The sequence below is a fragment of the Deltaproteobacteria bacterium genome (assembly GCA_016235345.1).
In the GTDB taxonomy this organism is placed as follows: domain Bacteria; phylum Desulfobacterota; class Desulfobacteria; order Desulfobacterales; family Desulfatibacillaceae; genus JACRLG01.
The window spans coordinates 131,222-144,998 of record JACRLG010000007.1; the positions used below are offsets into that span (position 1 = coordinate 131,222).

The following is a 13,777-nucleotide window of genomic DNA, read 5'->3' on the forward strand; positions in this document are numbered from 1 at the left end:
GGGCATGAGAACTTTCAGCGGGTTTCAGTCAGTCCGTTGGAAAGGCAGGCGTTCATTCGGTGAATTTGGTTCCTATAACGCTCCCCGCCCGGCGCAGCTCGCTGCGGTAGGCGTCGCCGTTTTTTGAAAGCAGGTCGGAAAGGTAGCGGACGTTCTTTTCGGCGTATTCGGCGTAAAGGTCGCGGTCAAGGGCGAAGCGCTCACGAAAATGGCTGCGCATGGCGGTGCAGAGGCCATCCAAGTGGCACTCCATCCTGTTCCTTATGAATTCGTAAAACCCCTTGGTTTTTTCCAGAAGGTCGAGCTCGGAGGAAAATTCATCCACCTCGCCCTCCACCAGTTCCCTGTAGAGAAGTACGAGTTTTTCCAGATAGTTGCGGCTGGCCATCTGGCCCAGAAGATCGGCTGTGCCTAAAATTTTTCCGGCCACCCTTGTTTCGGCGTCCTGGAATGCGATGGATGATGGGCAGGAGGAAAGCTCGGTGCACAGGATCATGGCCGCGCATTTTTCGGCGTCCGCCTCTGAAAAGCCAGCATTCAAAAGGTATGTCCGGGCGAAGTCTGCGCTTCTTTCAACGTGGATGCGGGTGTGTTTCGCGCCGGTGCCTTCGGTGTCGTGGGTTTCCTGGATGTAGCCGGTGTCGTGCATCAAAGCGGCTATGAGGCATAGAAGAACGTAACGGGAGTCCAGGGGGATGAGGTGGTGTTCTATGCTGACCCCGTGCAGAAGGCGGGCGGTTGCGAGAACCACGTCCAGGGTGTGGGCCAGATCGTGGTAAGGAGTGTTGCAGGAGCGGAACCCGGGGAAATCGCCCGAAAAAAGAGCAATCACGTCCTTATAAACCTTGTGGAACGCGGGCCAGTCAAAATCCGGGGCGGCCAGGTGAGCCACCCGGCGCAGCTCCGCAAGCAGTTTTTCGGGGTCTTCCACGTGCAGAATCCGGGTCACTTTACCCCGGTCGTTCCCGGTTTTCGAAAAGTCGCCTTTTACCGTGTCCTGCCTGGCCATTGGCGGCCACCCTTGGGAAAGAGCCAGCGACAACCTTGCGCCTCAAAAGCCTTCTGCAGTGCGGCCCGGTCATGGGGTATCCGGGATACGCCGCATATGCATGGTTATGTGGTGGAGATATTCGGCAAGCATAACCGAAAACCCAAGTGTCAGGCAAGGACTTTGTGATACGGGCTCCTCCTTCGGCAAAGGCTGGCGGGGCAGGCGCTTTTCATGGGAGCCGTCATCCCAAAAGGTATTTTGCCGCCACGAGGAGTATGAAAAAGGCCAGTATCCATTTTATGACGTTGGCGGGCAGGTACTTTTGCAGGCGCGCCCCGCAGTAGATTCCTCCCAGCCCGCCAATGCCGAACAGGAGCCCCAGGAGCAAGTCGGGCCGCACCGGAACGTAGGAGGGCGTGAACCATGGAAGCGCGAACTGGTAGAAGATCACCCCGAAAACCGAGGTTATGAAAGTGCCCGAAAGGGCCGCGCCAGCCACGGTGTAAACGGGAAGTTTGAACACCGCCACGAAAAACGGGGCGATTATGGCCCCTCCGCCTATGCCGTAAATTCCGCCGATTATGCCCACGAAGAATGACAGGGCGAAGATGCCCCAGGTGGAGAAGGTGAAGACCTCGCCGTAAAACTCGTAGGAAATGCTCGTTAAGGTGAAGGAAAGGGTTTTTATGCCTTCGAGCTTCTGGTCCTTGTCCGCCGAACGCCGTATTTCCGCGAATCGCTCGTTGAATTTGCGCTCGGCCTCTTTCGATTTTTCCCTGCCCTTTTTGGCGCGGGGAAGCATGTCCCAGGCCATGCGAAGGCCGATGTACAGGAGCACCAGCCCTACGAAAACCTTGAAGGTGGCGAAATCCTTGAAAGGCCCCACCCGCAGAAAGGCCCCTATCACCACGCCCGGCAGTGTTCCTATAACCACCACCCAGGTGAGGGGCCAGGCCATGCGGCCTTCCTTTATGTAGCGGTAGATTCCCGAAGGAATGGCCACCACGTTGTAGACAAGGTTGGTGGGGCTCACCGCCGGGGTGTCGAAGTGAAGCACGCTGGCCTGAAAAGGAAGAAGCAGGAAGGCCCCCGAAACGCCGCCCGTGGACGTGAAAAAGGAAATGACGAAGCTCACCACAGGCGGTACCCAGATAGGGACATCGACGCCGGAAACGGGAAAGTGCATGAAGCCTCCTTTATCATACGCAATCCGGTCAGGCCGCCTGGCATCGGAAATTCCGCAATAGATGTGCCTGACATCGGCATTTCCTATAATAAAGGTGGGGAACAAGGGCAATATGCTTTTAAAAGCCGGAAAAGAAAGCCCCTTCACGGGCCGGAGATTTTTTCCCTCAGCCTGAAGACCGCGCCAAGTATCCGGAAAAAAAGCCGACCCAGGGCCAGAAGGCGCGGGTTGTGGGCGACCTCTGCGGCCACGGTCCAGGCCGGGGACTCCTGAATCTGCCGGAACTGAGTGAGGGCCGCCGCCATCCGATGAGACTCGAAAAGGCTCATTCCCGGAAGGGCCGCGCCAGAAAGGCCGGAAAAGGGCGGGGGATCGTCTTGCAGAGACGCCACCTTTTTGGGGATCACGCCAACGGGTCTGCCAGAGCACAGGATGGAGCGGACGCAGCCGGAAAAGGTGAGGGGCGCTCCGGCAAGCTCCTTCCAGGCTGAAAATCGGATCATTCCGCCCCGGTATGGGTCAAAATTGTCCCCGATCGAGTAAACGAGCCCCTCCCCCAGGGGGCGCAGAACCCGGCCAGCCTCAGGCCCGCCATCGAGAAGAAAATGGCCGGTCACGGCGTCGAATCCGGGGTTTTTCTCCAGAAAGCCGGAAAGGGCCGTAAGAAAACCCGGTTGAAAGGCTGCGTCATGGCTGGCGAAGGCCGCGAAATCGGGTTCATGGGCAGCCAGGGCCGAACGGATTTCCGCAGAGTTGTCCTTTTTCAGATGAAGAACGAGGGGGGGAGGGCCGTCCCCGAATCCGGCTTTATCTTCGGTTGCCGGGCCTTCCCCGCCCGATACCACCAGGGCCAGATTGGGTCGAAAGCGCCCATCGGGCGAATTTTTCCCGGCCGCGCCCGTAATGGGCTTTTTTGGCCCAATATGGCCCACGCGCTCAAGGTGGGCCATATTGACCCTTTCCTGGACCTTCCGGCTCTCGTTGAAGACGCCTTCCGCGATCTGCGCCGTCCTTTCCGGCGAGCGGCTTACGGCCCTTTCAGTGGCCCGGGCAAGGCTTTCCGGGTCGGGCCGGAAAAGGATGTCCGAATGAAATTTTTCGGGAACCAGCTCCGGGATTCCGCCGGTGTTGGAGGCAAGAAGGCCACAGCCGCAGAACTGGGCCTCCATTACGCAGTTGGGGTGGTTGTCGGCCCTGTACGGGCAGATCACGAGGCATTCCGGGCCGAGCCGGGAAAGAAGCGCCACGGCGGCCTTCCGGGAAAGGTCCTGCCGGGTAATCTTCACCCTTCGCCCGATTTCCGCAAGCGCCCGGTTTTCGAAGGACATGTGGGGGTCGGCCTTGCCCAGAATGATGATTTCGCCGATTTTTTCAAGAATTTCCGGGGGCAGAAGAAGGAGGGCTATGGCGAAGATGTCGAAGCCCTTCATGCGGTCGGTGCGACCGTAAAAAACCAGGGTGGAAAAGGGCCTTGTCGAAAAATCCGGCGGGTTTCCGGGCAGGGTGAAGGGATAGCGCAGTATCCGGCTTTTTTCTGGCGCGATTCTGCAGCCTTTTTTCGCGTACAGATCCTGCAGGAAACGGGTGGGGAAGATCACCCGGTCGGCCCGCTCCAGGGCGGTTTTTTCAAGGGCCATGCGGCGAAGGTGGTCGCAATCGCCCTTAGGAATCCCGGAGGCGTTTTCCACGTAAACCTGGGTTCCGTGAGCGGTGATTTCGATTTCAAGGGCCTCCGGCAGGATTCCGGCCTCTTTCGCCTGGATTATGCGCGCGCCCACGCCGTCGCAGTCCTGGACCTCCACCGTTTCGAGGCCCGGATAAAGGGCCGTGGCCGCCAAAACCAGATAGAGGGCCAGCTCCTCCTGGGGCAGGGCGGTGAAGACGGGCTCCGGCAGAAACACGGCGGGCGTTATCCAGCGGTGTTTTTGAAGGAATTTGCCCGATGGAAAAAGCCCCGGGTTCCTGTTGTCCCGGCCAAGGTAGGCCACGGCGGGGGCTTCGCTTCCCAAAAGCCCGCAAAGCTCCGCGCAGTACGTTCCTATTCCTCCCGAATAGCCGAAATCCGCGTGTTCCCGCGTGACAAGAAGCCGCCTTGTCCCGGCCCCCGGAAGGCCGTGGGAGGAAAGCCAGGCCTCGTAGGAGGACTCGGACGGAAAGGACTCCCGCACGCGGGGAAGCGCCGTGTCGGCCAGGACCGTGGAATGAAGGGCCTCCATCCATTTTAAGGGCGGCTTCCCGGCTGGGTCAGCGGAATACGCATCCATATAGATACCCGGCGTAAAGAGATGTTTTGAGCAAAAAATAAAGTGCGTTGCGGCCTTTTTTGGGCGATTTCCCGGGGCGTCCCCTTTCCGCGCCCTCCTTTGGCTTAAAGCGGGCTGAAAGCCACGGGTTCCCCTTTACGGCAAGCCCGTGGCGGTTCATGAACCGGGCCATTCCCAGCCCCTGATAAAAGGCCCGGCGAAGCATGGAGGCGGGGTTCCAGAAGGAACGGGAAAAAGGGTGGACCACCGCCACGTCCGGGTCGTAAACCGCAGAAAAACCGGCCCTTGCGGCCCGGAAGGCAAGCTCGCTCTCCTCGGCCCCGTAGGGCGTTTTTCCGATGTGCCCCAGTTTTTCGTCAAAAGGCCCGATCTTGTCGAAAACCGCCTGCCTTACGGCGAAATTGGCCCCCACCGGCGATGAAAAGGGCGGATCATAGGCCCTGATTCCGGCGTTTAAGCCGTGGACAGGTGTGAAGGCCGCCACCGCCGGGGTAAACCAGGAAGGCGCCATGCCCTCGGTCCATTCGGCGCTTATCCTGCCACCCAAAATATCGGCTTCCGATTCCGAAAAGGCCCGGATCAGGTTTTTCAGCCAGTTTTTGGCGGGGATCACATCATCATCAAGAAAGGCAAGAATGTCGCCCCGTGCCGCGTTCAGGGCCGCGTTCAAGGCCTTCGACTTGCCGGGGGTTTCGATCCTGATGACTTTCACCGGAAACGCGCAGCCTTTTCCCGCTTCCTCGGCCTTTTGCGCGGTCCCATCCGATGATGCCGAATCCGCCACGATGACTTCGATGGCGGCCCCTTCCGAAAGGCCCTTAGCCTGTCGGGAAAGGTTTTCCAGGAGAGCTCCCACTGGCCCTTCCGCGTTTTGAGCGCAGATTATGACCGAGACCCCTGACTTCACGGGCAGAGCCTCCGGTAAAGGCCGACGTGGGCCGTCACCATTGAGGCCGAATCGAAGTGTTTTAACGGGCTTTTCAGGCTCCGGCCCAAAAGGGCCTTCACGATGCCGACGGCCAGGGCCTGGGGGGAGTCCGGGGGAACCAGCATGAAGGCCCCCGATATGACTTCCGGAATCGAGCCCGCGCATGTCGCCACAACGGGCACGCGGGCCGCGCAGGATTCGGCGCAGGTGAAGCCGAAGCCCTCGGTGAGGGAGGGCACGCACACCACGTCGCTTGCGGCCAGCAAGGATGGAAGAAGGCCCCTGTCCACGGGCGGGATGATGAAGGCGAGCCCCGGCGGCAGGGCGTCGGCCAGGGCCTTCACCCGTTTGAAGCCCGCCGGAGGGTCCGGCGAGAGAACCAGCAGTAGCCGGAAATCCGGCAGAGCTTCCCTCACCAGGGCCGCCGCCTTCACCAGCACGTGGACCCCCTTGGCGTGCCCGGGGCGTCCGAAATAAAGGGCCACCGGCGCGTCGTGCGGGATTTCAAGGGCCTCCCGAATCCTTCGGCGCGGGATTTTCGGAGGGGCCGAAAAAAGGGACCTGTCAACGCCCGGATAAACCAGCCTAAGGCGCGAAAGGCCGACCCCGCTTCGGGCGAGGGCCTTGAAGGTGGCGCGGGAGTTGGCCGGGTATGCGTCAAAGGGCAGAGCCAGCACCAGGGCTTCCAGAAAGCGGTAAAGGGACGAAAGGGCTGGGGAAAAGCCAAGGTCTTTCCAGGAGCGGCCCAGAACCTCGTGAACCAGGATAAGGGCGGGCTTTCTCCGCATCCGGGCCGCGAGCCAGGCTGGCAGGGCCGCGTTGTAGGTCATGGTGTGGATGACGTCCGCTTCGCGCGCGAGCTTAAGGCACAGTGGCAGGGCGAAAAAGGTGAACCAGTGGCGGTCGCCTTTTTTGGGGACCCGCACCCGGTGGATTTTGACGCCGTCCCTTTCCTCGTAAACGGGTGTTCCGGCAAGCCTCGCGGTCACTACCTCGCAGGAGTGCCCGGCTGCAACAAGGCCTGCGGCAAGGTCCCGGAACAGGGTCTCCCCGCCGCCCACGTGGGGGGGGTAGTATTCCAGGATGAAAAGTATCCGCAAGGGGCGGGCGTATGTGGGGTTTCTTCCTTCCATTTCGCGGGAAAGATTCCGATTTCCTTCCTTATGCCGGTTTTTTTTCAAGGCACGATTTAACCGCCTTCATCACCTTCAGGGCGAAATCGTCCCACCTGAGGCTTTCGGCCCTTTTCCGGCCCGCCGCTGCAAGGCGTTCGGAAAGGGCGGAATCGCACAGGATCGCGTTGATGGCCCGCGCCATGTCCAGAGGGTCTCTCGGATCGAAATACATGGCCGCCCCTCCCGTTGTCTCCACAAGGGCCGGTATCCTGGACACTGCCAGCGGCGTCCCTGCCTGCATGGCCTCCGCCGCAGCCAGCCCGAAGCCCTCGTAAAAGGAGGGAGCCACCGCAAGAGCAGCCCAGGAATAGAGGGCGTGGAGGCATTTCTCGGAAACCGTCTTGCGGAAAACCACTCCGGAATTTCCGGGCTTTTCGGCCACCCCCACCATCACCAGGGGGATTTTTACGCCGAAATCCCTTCTTAAAACGGCGTAGGCGGCAAGGAGGCCATCAGCGTTCTTGTGTGCGGCGGCTGAAGAAATGCACAGGATGAACCCGCCGGGCGGATTCCGTTCGTCTGAAAAAAACGGCAAGTGCTCCCCGGATTCCGGTGCGACCATCATCCTTTCGGGGGCGACTCCCAGATGCCTCACGGCCTCGGCCCGTGAAAACCGGGACGGGACAACGATTCTTTCCGCCCGCCTCGCCGAAAGGAGGAAGAGAGCCTTCAAGGCCGTCCGGTGAAGCGCCCCGTAACACGCCGATTCCGCCCAGGGAACGCAGTCGTGAAGAATCAGGACCTCTTGGCAGGGGGCGAAAAGGGCCGCCATGTTTCCGGGCGAGATAAGGACCTCTATTTTTTCGCGTTTAACCAGGACTGGCAGGACCGCCTGCTCGAAAAAGACCCTGGAAACCCGGTTTTCGGGGTTTAGGGGCAAAAAATGCTCGGAAAAATTGCCCGGCAGTTCGAAGGTCCCGGCGTTTCCGCGCCCGGAAAAAAGCACGAAATCGTGCCCTTTCGCGATCCTTCCCAGCGAGCTGACCAGGCATCTTATGGCGCGTTCTATGCCGCCGCCCTTAAAGGCCGGAAAAAAGGATGCGTTTAGCCCGATTTTCATAAATTTCCGAAACCGGCGGATCAGGCCGAAAGGCCCAGTTCCTCCATTATGGAGTCGTGGACCAGGGGCCTGAACGCCCTTATTTTTTCATTGGACCGGTCCGGGTGAACCCTATTCGAGAGAAGGACGGCGATGACGTTTTTTTCGATGTCGGCCCAGAAGCTGGTTCCGGTGAAGCCAAGGTGCCCCACGGTTAGGTCCGAAAAGAATCGCCCGGAACTGGACCCTGGCCGGGTGGGGGTGTCAAAGCCCAGAGTAAAGCCGCCCGGCCCCTCCTTGCGGGTAAAGAACTCCTCCACGGTGCGCCTTTTGAAAACGGTTTCGCTTTTTCCGTAACAGGCCGATAACATTTCCGCGCACAGCCGCCAGACCTCGGAAGCGGTGCCGAAAAGGCCGGAATGGGCCGCGACTCCGCCCGTCACCCAGGCGTTGTCGTCGTGGACCTCCCCCACCAGGAGCCGCCCCCGCCAGGGGCAGGCCTCGGTGGCGGCGAAGGAGCGGCCTTCCAGAATCTGTTCCCGCTTGCGCTTGAACGACGGGATCAGGCCGCTTTCAAGGGGGATGTAAAAAAGGTCGCTGATTCCCAGGGGCTCGCAGACGGCTTCATTCATGAGGCGGTCCAGGGACAGGCCAGCCGCGCGTTCCAGGACCTCCAGAAGGGCCATGTAGCCCAGATCGCTGTAAACCGTGCGGGTTCCGGGCTCGTATTCCAGTGGTTCCTCAACCAGGAGTTTAAGAAGTTTCCTTCTCCTGTGGGCCGCCGGGAGGAACTGGAGCTTTAAGTACCACTTCCTGTGAGCCGCGAAGCCCGACGCGTGGCCCAAGAGCTGGGCAACGGTGACGCCCGCCTTGTCCGGCCCGAAAACGCCCGGAAGAAGGTCGGAAAGGGTGGCGGAAAGGTCGAGGCGTCCGTCCTCTACCAGGGTCATTGCGCAGGCCGCCGTGGCCAGGGGCTTGGTGAGGGAGGCCAGGTCATAGAAGGTTCCCGTTTCGGCGGCCCCTTTCTCGTAGGGCCGGGCCAGGCCGAAGGCCTTTTGGTACAGGATTTCCCCGCTGGTCCCCACCAGGAGGACCGCAGACGGGAACACTCCCTTACTTACTGCGTCCTCCATCATGGCCCGTGTTTTCTCCATGCTGATTTTCAAGATGGCCCCCCGGTCTTCTGCCTGACGGTGGCTGGTGAGCCGTATTCGAGGACTCCCTTTTCTGTGTCGAGGACGGCTGAAATCCCCATGGGAAAGGCCCGGTTTCTCGGTCCGTGGCCGGAGTCGAAGCCCGCCAGCACGGGGATTCCGTCGCCCTCGAAGGCATCCCTTATCACCGCCATCACCCCGTTTTCCGCGCCGCAGCCGTCGAAGGTGCCCACAGCCACGCCGGAAAGGCCGTCCAGGGCTCCGGCAAGGCGCATGTGGGTCAGCATCCGGTCCACCCTGTAGGGGGCCTCCCGGCAGTCCTCGATAAAGAGGATGCACCCGGAAAGCCTGGGGGCGAAGGGGGTTCCGATGAGATGGGTGAGGATGGTGAGGTTGCCGCCGATGACTGCTCCCTCTGCTCGTCCCGGATGGAGAACCAGGGGCCTGGAGGGCGTTATGGAAAGGGGCGCTTCGGGGCTTAGGGCGCTTCTTATGGCCGAGATTTCGGCTTCCGGGTCGGCGCAGCAGGAAAGGGCGGTGAGGACCGGGCCATGGAAGGCGGCCACCCCGCAGTTTTGGGCAAGATGCACCAGAATAGCGGTCAGGTCCGAAAAGCCCATGAAAATCTTGGGGGTCGCCCGGATCAAATCCGGGTCCAGAAGGGTTAGTATGCGCATGGCCCCGTAGCCGCCGCGTACGCAGAACACGGCCTTGATGGAAGGGTCCTGCCAAAGGTTGAGGAAAAGCCCGGCCCGCTCGGCGTCGGTTCCGGCAAGGTAGCCGTTTCGCCTGAAAAGTCCCTCCGGGATTTCCACCCGATATCCGAGCCTTTGCAGCACGGCCAGGCCGCGTTCGTAAAGGCCGGGATCGAAGCAGGACGCGGGGGCGGCGATGCCTATGGCATCTCCGGGAAGAAGGGCTTCGGGTCGGATGATGGGTCGGTTCATGGTCTTTGGCGATTCGCTGTCATGTGGAGCGTTTGGGTCAGGCCTGCCGTAATTTACGCTAATTCTTCAGCATAACATGAAAAGCCCGATTTTTCCATTACAGATGGACGGTTCTTTTCTCTCCGGCTGATTTATGTCCATTAAGGCGAATTTGTCTATGGGCCGTCCGGGTTTTATAGGAATTATCAATTTGATTTATAGCTAATAGCCTTATATGCCTTGCCCGAAAATTACTTGGGAGTTAAACCGAAGATGAAAAACGGTGTGGCGTATGACGGCGCGGCAAGCACGGCTGAGGAGAACGGAAGCCCTGAGCGGCCCGGTGCGCTTTCGCTTTTTTTCTACCGGGCCTTAAGAATTGCCATAGGCGGGGTCTTTCTCTACGCAGGAAGCGGAAAAATCCTCGAACTCAAGGCCTTTTCGGTTTCCATCTGCTCCTACGGCCTTTTGCCGGACAGCCTGTGCATTTACGCCGCCGTCTTTTTCTGTCTGGTGGAAATAGCCGCTGGCGCGGGCCTCATGGCCGACCGCCGGGGCTCCTTGTCCGTCATAACCGGGCTTCTTGCCGTTTTCTCCATCGTCTTGTGGTTCGGAGTTTTGAACGACCTGAATGTTGACTGCGGGTGCTTTTCCGCAAGCGAACAGGCCGAACACCATGACCTTCGCATGGCCCTTTACCGGGACCTGATGATGATGGCCGGGGCCTTTTCCCTTTACGTATGGCGCAGTTTTTACAAGTTGCGCCGCATGATGTGAAAAATCAAACACTTGTAGGGAGGTAAAATGCTGAAAAAATCTCTTGCGCTTGGACTGTTGGGTCTTCTGGTGCTTACCCTCTGCGCCTGGGGCATGGGTGCCAAGGAATCCGAGGTCGAGGCCACGGCGATCAAGCTCACGGGCGAAACCATCAGGGGCGGTTACAGGCTGGTTTCAACCACCGAGCTTTCCAAGTGGGTGGAAGCAAAAAAGCCCATGCTCATCGTTGACACCATGCCATACGAGGACAGCTTCAAAAAGGAGCACATCCCGGGCGCGATCTGCTTTGAGCTTCCCATTCCGGAAATGAAGGACATGGATCAGGCCCTGAAGGAAAAATTCGAGAAGGCCCTGGGAGCCGATAAAAACCGCACCCTGGTCTTCTACTGCGGGTTCACCAAGTGCGGGCGCAGCCACAACGGTGCCATGTGGGCCAAAAAGCTGGGCTATACCGACGTGGTGCGGTGTCCGGGGGGCATAAAGGCGTGGAAGGAACAGGGGTTCAAGGCTGGAAAAGTGTAAGGCCGGGCCGGGTCTTGCATATTTTTATGATGTGTTATGACTGCGGGCGATTTGGCCGTTAGTGGCCCTTCGCCCGCCTTTTTTCATGATCCGGGCGAAAAATCACTTCCATGTAACCACCGGATATGAAACCAGAAAACCGGAATGCCTTAATGTCCGACAGCATCTTTGAAATAAGGTGCAACCGGTGCGGCAAATGCGTCACGGCCTGCGGGTTCCTTGCGGAAAACGGCCCGCCCGGAAGCATAGTCGCTGGGCCTGACGCCGCTGATATGGCCTTTTCCTGCATGGTGTGCGGGCTTTGCACCGAGCTTTGCCCGGAGGGGCTGGACCCTGCCTCGGTGTTTCTGGCTCTGCGGGCCGGGGTTTCCGAAAGGCCGCAGCATCTTTCAGGGCTTGCCCGCCACGAGGCCGTGGGGGCATCGTTTCCCTTTGTTCTTTACGCCCTCCCAAAAAACTGCGACACGGTGTTTTTCCCAGGCTGCTCCCTGGCCGGAACAAGGCCCGAAACCACCGAAGCATGTTTTCTGGCCCTTAAAAAACACCTGCCCGATATCGGAGTGGTGCTGGACTGCTGCATCCGCCCCTCCCACGACATGGGGCGGACGGCAGTTTTCGGAAGGCGGTTCACCGCCCTTTCCCTAAGGTTCGCCCAAAGGGGGATAAGGCGCGTTCTGACCGCCTGCCCCGGCTGCCAGGCCACCCTTGCAATGAACCCCGACCTTGACGTTTCCACGGTATATGAGTTCTTCGCCGGACACGGAGGGCCTTCGCCGGAAAAACTGACCGGGGAAATCTGCGTTCACGACCCCTGCGCGACCCGGAACAGCGAGGGCCTGCATGAAGCGGTAAGGCATCTTCTCTGCGGCATGGGAGCCGGGTTGTCGGAAATGGAAAATTTCCGGCAGACGTCCCTCTGCTGCGGAAAGGGCGTCGGGGCGGACAACCCGGATCAGGCCGGAACAATCGGGCTCCAGGCCGGGGGACGGCGGATATTCACATACTGTTCCTGCTGCGCAGAGGTCCTTGGCGCGGATCACGTGCTGGACCACCTTCTCAGGCCCAAGGGCGGCGGGCCTTTTCGCGTTTACCGCCATCCGCGAGCCTATGCCCGAAGGCTTTTGCTCAAGCGCCGCCTTTCCCGCATGATCGGGCGCTGATGGGGTCTTCAGGTTTCCCCCCCTGCAAGCCTTTCCCTGCCGTATGCGCTCGCCCCGCCTTCCAAAATGCTTTACTAATGGTGTATGCCGGGGTATAGTCAGGCCCATAGAAATCGATATCCCACAGGCGGCGACCCTTGGGGGGGAGGCGGCGGGCGACCGGCCGGCCCCGCCCTTTACAGCGAGCCATATCCAATCCGGGCCAAATTTTCCGGGGGTTTGATCCATGAAAAAAACCTACGATATCCTGCGCGTGGTTCTGCCCATCCTGGCCATTATTCTGGGCGGCATAAAGCTGGCGGGAATTCCCATAGAACAGGACACCTTTCTGACCATAGGCGCTCCGCTATGGGCCATGAGGGTTTTCGGGCTGGTCCAGGCCGCGTGCGGGGTGGCCATATTTTTTCCGGCCATCCAGGCTGCGGGCCTCTGGAGTTCCACTGCCCTTCTGGCTCTGGCGGCTATTTTAATGGCCGCAAACGGCATGCCCCGCGCCGCCGTCCCCCTGGCCGGAATCGCCACGCTTCTGGTTTTCGCCCGCGCACGCATGGCTGTCATTCGTAAGGACAAGGCCCCGTAATGCCCTTTCGCACCGCAATTCTCTCCGTCGCCGCAGTGCTTCCCGAAAACGTGGTTGAAAGCGCCGCCATAGAAGAACTGCTCTCGCCCGTCCTGGCCCGTCTCACCTACCCTAAGGGGATCATGGTGGGCCTTACCGGCATAAGGGAGAGGCGACTCTGGGACCCCGGCGTGACGCCCTCCGCAGCCGCCATCCTGGCTGGCCGGAAGGCGCTGGAAAAAAGCGGCCTTTCGCCGGACCGCCTGGGCTGCCTCGTCAGCACCTCGGTTTCCAAGGACTATCTGGAGCCTTCGGTGGCGAGCCTGGTCCACCACGGTCTTGGGCTTTCGCCCCATTGCGTCAATTTCGACGTTGGAAACGCATGCCTGGGTTTTCTGGACGGCATCAACACGGTATCCATGATGATAGAGACCGGGCGCATAAGAAGCGGCATGGTGGTGGCTGGGGAAAGCTCCCGCGAGCCCCTGGAGAACACCGTGAGGATGCTTCTTGAACCAGGAGTCACGGCCCAGGTCTTTCAGGACAATTTCGCCACCCTCACCCTGGGTTCCGGGGCTGCGGCCATGATTCTCACCAGGGAGGACCTGGCTTTTGGGCGGCCCGTGATAGAAGGATCGGTGAGCCTTGCGGCCACCGAGCACTGCCGCCTGTGCCTGGGGCACCGCGACCGCATGACCGCCGACGCGCCGATGGTGATGAAGCACGGGGTGAAGCTCGCCCACGACACCTGGAAAAAGGCCGAAAGCGCCATCGACGGGTGGGGTGACGGGAGCATCGACCTCTACGTGCCCCACCAGGTGAGCGCCAGAAACATGCTGGTCTTAACCCGCACCCTTGGGCTTACGGCGGACAAGGCGGCGCTCAATTTTCAGTATCTCGGAAACATCGGCCCGGCGGCCATACCCATAACCCTGGCCCTGTCCGAAGACGACGGACGATTTGCCCCCGGAATGAGGGCGGCGCTTCTGGGAATAGGCTCCGGCCTCAACTGCTCCATGATGAGCCTCTACTGGCCGGTGTCATGAAGGCGTAGGCCGCCTGCGCGCAGGGAAGATGCCTGGGGAAAAAGCGGATT

The 13,777-nt window shown here is 60.2% G+C and carries 13 protein-coding genes; 5 read left to right on the forward strand and 8 right to left on the reverse strand.

What is annotated here, in order from left to right:
* Positions 1-52 precede the first annotated feature (52 nt).
* The 8 genes from HZB23_03940 to HZB23_03975 all read right to left on the reverse strand — a co-directional run bounded on the left by HZB23_03940 (position 53) and on the right by HZB23_03975 (position 9,684).
* Positions 53-1,009, reverse strand: a complete 957-nt coding sequence (locus tag HZB23_03940; protein ID MBI5843803.1) for an HD domain-containing protein — start codon at positions 1,007-1,009, stop codon at positions 53-55.
* Positions 1,010-1,232: 223 nt separating this feature from the next.
* A complete protein-coding gene (locus HZB23_03945; protein MBI5843804.1) occupies positions 1,233-2,177 on the reverse strand; it encodes a sulfite exporter TauE/SafE family protein in 945 nt (314 codons plus the stop codon).
* A 143-nt stretch (positions 2,178-2,320) separates the two neighbouring features.
* Positions 2,321-4,441, reverse strand: a complete 2,121-nt coding sequence (locus HZB23_03950; protein ID MBI5843805.1) for a glycosyltransferase — start codon at positions 4,439-4,441, stop codon at positions 2,321-2,323.
* Entirely contained in the window at positions 4,422-5,348 is a 927-nt protein-coding gene (locus HZB23_03955; protein ID MBI5843806.1) for a glycosyltransferase, read from the reverse strand. The genes HZB23_03950 and HZB23_03955 overlap by 20 nt, the downstream gene beginning before the upstream one ends.
* Positions 5,345-6,502, reverse strand: coding sequence for a glycosyltransferase family 4 protein (locus HZB23_03960; GenBank protein MBI5843807.1), 1,158 nt, complete (start codon positions 6,500-6,502; stop codon positions 5,345-5,347). The genes HZB23_03955 and HZB23_03960 overlap by 4 nt, the downstream gene beginning before the upstream one ends.
* Before the next feature lie 28 nt (positions 6,503-6,530).
* The gene (locus tag HZB23_03965; protein MBI5843808.1) at positions 6,531-7,604 is read right to left on the reverse strand and encodes a glycosyltransferase family 4 protein; all 1,074 of its coding nucleotides are present in this window, start codon (positions 7,602-7,604) and stop codon (positions 6,531-6,533) included.
* A 20-nt stretch (positions 7,605-7,624) separates the two neighbouring features.
* On the reverse strand, positions 7,625-8,749 hold the full coding sequence (locus tag HZB23_03970; GenBank protein MBI5843809.1) for a serine hydrolase: 1,125 nt from the start codon (positions 8,747-8,749) through the stop codon (positions 7,625-7,627).
* Entirely contained in the window at positions 8,746-9,684 is a 939-nt protein-coding gene (locus tag HZB23_03975) for an LD-carboxypeptidase (GenBank protein MBI5843810.1), read from the reverse strand. Before HZB23_03975 ends, HZB23_03970 begins: the two co-directional genes overlap by 4 nt.
* 252 nt (positions 9,685-9,936) lie before the next feature.
* On the opposite strand from HZB23_03975, the gene HZB23_03980 reads away from it, so the two are divergent.
* The 5 genes from HZB23_03980 (at position 9,937) to HZB23_04000 (ending at position 13,727) form a co-directional block, all read left to right on the forward strand.
* Positions 9,937-10,440 (forward strand): DoxX family membrane protein, encoded by a 504-nt coding sequence (locus tag HZB23_03980; GenBank protein ID MBI5843811.1) that lies wholly within the window; start codon positions 9,937-9,939, stop codon positions 10,438-10,440.
* A 27-nt stretch (positions 10,441-10,467) separates the two neighbouring features.
* On the forward strand, positions 10,468-10,962 hold the full coding sequence (locus HZB23_03985; GenBank protein ID MBI5843812.1) for a rhodanese-like domain-containing protein: 495 nt from the start codon (positions 10,468-10,470) through the stop codon (positions 10,960-10,962).
* Positions 10,963-11,114: 152 nt separating this feature from the next.
* On the forward strand, positions 11,115-12,122 hold the full coding sequence (locus HZB23_03990; GenBank protein ID MBI5843813.1) for a (Fe-S)-binding protein: 1,008 nt from the start codon (positions 11,115-11,117) through the stop codon (positions 12,120-12,122).
* Positions 12,123-12,348: 226 nt separating this feature from the next.
* Complete coding sequence (locus HZB23_03995) at positions 12,349-12,702, forward strand: hypothetical protein (protein ID MBI5843814.1); 354 nt, start codon at positions 12,349-12,351, stop codon at positions 12,700-12,702.
* Positions 12,702-13,727, forward strand: a complete 1,026-nt coding sequence (locus HZB23_04000; protein MBI5843815.1) for a 3-oxoacyl-ACP synthase III — start codon at positions 12,702-12,704, stop codon at positions 13,725-13,727. Before HZB23_03995 ends, HZB23_04000 begins: the two co-directional genes overlap by 1 nt.
* Positions 13,728-13,777 lie beyond the last annotated feature (50 nt).

What these genes read in the sequence shown, in the direction of transcription:
- HZB23_03940 (MBI5843803.1), bottom strand. Translation starts at nt 1,009, where the DNA reads ATGGCCAGGCAGGACACGGTAAAAGGCGACTTTTCGAAAACCGGGAAC.
- HZB23_03985 (MBI5843812.1), top strand. Translation starts at nt 10,468, where the DNA reads ATGCTGAAAAAATCTCTTGCGCTTGGACTGTTGGGTCTTCTGGTGCTT.
- HZB23_03965 (MBI5843808.1), bottom strand. Translation starts at nt 7,604, where the DNA reads ATGAAAATCGGGCTAAACGCATCCTTTTTTCCGGCCTTTAAGGGCGGC.
- HZB23_04000 (MBI5843815.1), top strand. Translation starts at nt 12,702, where the DNA reads ATGCCCTTTCGCACCGCAATTCTCTCCGTCGCCGCAGTGCTTCCCGAA.
- HZB23_03975 (MBI5843810.1), bottom strand. Translation starts at nt 9,684, where the DNA reads ATGAACCGACCCATCATCCGACCCGAAGCCCTTCTTCCCGGAGATGCC.
- HZB23_03980 (MBI5843811.1), top strand. Translation starts at nt 9,937, where the DNA reads ATGAAAAACGGTGTGGCGTATGACGGCGCGGCAAGCACGGCTGAGGAG.
- HZB23_03950 (MBI5843805.1), bottom strand. Translation starts at nt 4,441, where the DNA reads ATGGATGCGTATTCCGCTGACCCAGCCGGGAAGCCGCCCTTAAAATGG.
- HZB23_03960 (MBI5843807.1), bottom strand. Translation starts at nt 6,502, where the DNA reads ATGGAAGGAAGAAACCCCACATACGCCCGCCCCTTGCGGATACTTTTC.
- HZB23_03995 (MBI5843814.1), top strand. Translation starts at nt 12,349, where the DNA reads ATGAAAAAAACCTACGATATCCTGCGCGTGGTTCTGCCCATCCTGGCC.
- HZB23_03990 (MBI5843813.1), top strand. Translation starts at nt 11,115, where the DNA reads ATGTCCGACAGCATCTTTGAAATAAGGTGCAACCGGTGCGGCAAATGC.
- HZB23_03945 (MBI5843804.1), bottom strand. Translation starts at nt 2,177, where the DNA reads ATGCACTTTCCCGTTTCCGGCGTCGATGTCCCTATCTGGGTACCGCCT.